This window comes from Salinibacter sp., from assembly GCF_036626415.1.
Classification (GTDB): domain Bacteria; phylum Bacteroidota; class Rhodothermia; order Rhodothermales; family Salinibacteraceae; genus Salinibacter.
In genome coordinates this window covers 1-2,762 of sequence record NZ_JAZKRW010000227.1, presented here as the reverse complement: position 1 = coordinate 2,762, position 2,762 = coordinate 1, and the positions used below count along the sequence as shown (strand labels likewise).

Annotated in this window: 2 protein-coding genes; one reads left to right on the top strand and one right to left on the bottom strand. The window is 64.4% G+C overall.

Features of this window, described 5'->3' with window-relative positions:
* Positions 1-2,344, top strand: a 2,344-nt coding sequence (locus V5A20_RS13980; protein ID WP_332327638.1) for a CHAT domain-containing protein, incomplete at its 5' end; no start/stop codon positions are given.
* A 14-nt stretch (positions 2,345-2,358) separates the two neighbouring features.
* Here V5A20_RS13980 and V5A20_RS13975 read toward each other — a convergent pair.
* Positions 2,359-2,762: NAD-dependent epimerase/dehydratase family protein (locus V5A20_RS13975; RefSeq protein WP_442978442.1), on the bottom strand; the 404-nt coding region annotated here is incomplete at its 5' end.

The following is a 2,762-nucleotide window of genomic DNA, read 5'->3' as shown; positions in this document are numbered from 1 at the left end:
GGCCAATAATTTGAACAACGCTGGCCTCGTGGAATGGCAGCTTGGGACGTACGACGTTGCCCTCGAATACATCCGAGAAGCCGTTGCAATCCACCGCGATCTTGGCAATCGAAACCGGGTGGCCTCAGGCCGCAACAACATCGCAAACATTCAAGAAGAACAGGGAGAATTCGAAAATGCCCTCGAAAATCTCCGATGGGCCCTCCGGGTCAATCGTGCACTGAATGATTCGGTGGACATAGCCATGAATCTGAACAACATCGGGCTCGTCCTGCGGAGTCAAGGGCAGTACGGCGAGGCCTCGAAGGCGCACCGGAAGGCCCTTCGGATTCATCGGCAGCGGGGCGATAGCTCCTCGGTGGCCGACGCGCTCAATAACTTGGGCATCGTCCGAAAGGATCAAGGACGCTACGACGAGGCGCTTCGCCGCTACCGAGAATCACTCCGCATCAACCGCACGCTCGGCAATCGTTCAGAAATTGCGACAAACCTGAATAATGTCGGGGAGGCGCAGTTGGAGCAGGGGCACACCGCGGATGCCCGCGACGCTGTGCGGAAGGCGCTCAGGATCAATCGCCAGATTGGGAACCGCGCGAGCGTTGCCACCAACCTCTACACGATTGGGGAGATACATCGTCGGACCGAGTCGTTCGAGCAGGCCGCGACGTTCTACCGAAAAGCCCTCCGTGTGAATCGAGAACTGGGGCGTCAGGAATCACTCGCGAAAACCCTGTACGGAATGGGGCAAGTGCACCTCGCCGAGTCGCGCTTTGCCACCGCTGATTCGGTGCTCACGCGGGCGGTTCGCATTACGGATGAGCTGCTGAAGACGGCCACCGGGGCAGACCGCCGCGACTACCTGGCCCGAGAGGCGCACACGTTTCAGGCCCTTGTTACGGCACGGATTCGGGCTGGAGCCCCTGAAGGGGCCCTCCGGGCATTTGAACGAGGGCGGGCTCGACTACTGGCCGAGCGGTTGTCCGGGCAGGATCGTCCCGATCAGGACCAGATGCCGACGACGCGCCAGTTACGAGCCGCTGTAGATCCGGGGCGGGCGGCGGTTCTCTACGCCAATACCGACACGGAGCGTCCTCTCACGGCGCTCGTCGTGACGCCCGATGCCATTCGTGCCCACGAGATCCCGGACACCCGTCAGGTCCAGTCCGTCGTGGCCCAGTACCAAGAGGCCCTCGGGCGGCTCCAGCTGCGGGCGGAGCTCGTGCCGTCCGCGCCTTCGTCCTTGTCCCTGCTGCAGGAGGCGAAGGGACTCGTGGGAGGGGAGGCGGAGAAAGACGGATTGGCAAAGCTCGTTCGTCTGTACACCCATGACCTTAGCGTAGCGTCTGCCAGCCAGGTGTTGTCGGATGGTCGTCATCGCCGGCTGGGGCAGTATTTGAACGAACTGCTCATCTCCCCGCTCGAACAGGACCTCATGGGCACCGAAGAGCTCATTGTGGTGCCGGACGGGGCGCTGGGATACCTTCCGTTCGAGACGCTGGTCAACTGGGCGGGAGAGTATCTTGTCGAGAAGCGGAGTGTCCGGTACGTGCAGTCGCTCCGGGTCCTCCGGCGTCTGCAACAGCGTCCAGATGCTCCGCCGACGCGATCCAAGGGACTGCTTGCCCTGGGCGGCGCTGTCTACGACACGCCCTCTCGTGCGACGGACACCGGGGGCGTCTCGGAGTCACAAATTACAGAGTCGAAAATCGAAGAGCGGCGGCAGAGAGCTGAGGGGCCCTGGCCCCGCCTCCCCGGATCCCTACAGGAGGTCGAGCAGATCGGTCAAATTGCGTCCCCGTCCCGCCTTCTTACGGGACCCAGAGCACGAGAAGACACCTTGCAGCGGTTGAATGCAAGAGGCACCCTTCGCCGCTACCGTGCCATTCACTTTGCGGCCCACGGTCTTATGGAGCCCGACGACCCCTCCCGGTCGGCCCTCGTCCTCTCCGGAGCGGTGTCTCAGCGCCCCGACACGATCGGTCTGGACGGGTATCTGACGATGGAGGAGATTGCCGCCCTCCGGCTCGATGCTGACTTTGTGGGGCTGTCGGCCTGTCAGACCGGACTGGGGCGCATTTATCGGGGCACAGGGGTGGTGAGTCTCGCCCAAGCTTTCCTCCGGGCAGGGGCCGACGCGACGGCCGTCTCGCTCTGGCCCGTCTACGATGCCTCCACGAAGGTCTTCATGGAAGCCCTCTATCGACGGGTCTGGCGCGTCGGGCAGCCGTGGACCCGGGCGCTTACGGAGACCAAACGTGCGTTTCTGGACGGCGATCATGGAGAGCGGCTCCGCGCGCCCCGCTTCTGGGCCCCATTCGTGCACTACGGGCGAGAGACGCCGTGAGCGGGGAGCGTTTCCTACAGCCATCCTTCCGCCCGGTACCACGCGATGGTGTCGGCCACTCCGTCGTCGAGGGAGGTGTTGGGCGCGTAGCCGAAGTCCTGCTGGGCCTTCTCGCTGGAACAGGCGGTACAGGCGTGGTGGATCTCGCGGGTCTTGTCGCGGTTGAGCGGCGGATGGGTGCCGGTCACCCAGCCCCAGGCCTCGGCCGCAGTGCCCACGGCCCCGAGGAGCGGGCCCGGCACCGGAAGGGTCACCGCCCAGGTATCAAGGGCTGCGGTAGCGGCGCGCTTCACGTCGTTCCAGGCGTAAGGCTGCTCGCTGCCGAGAAAGTACGTCTCCCCAACTGCCCCTGGGTGCCGGACGGCGTCGACCATGCCGGCGGCAAGATCCTCGGCGTGGACGAGGCTCAGCGTGCGGG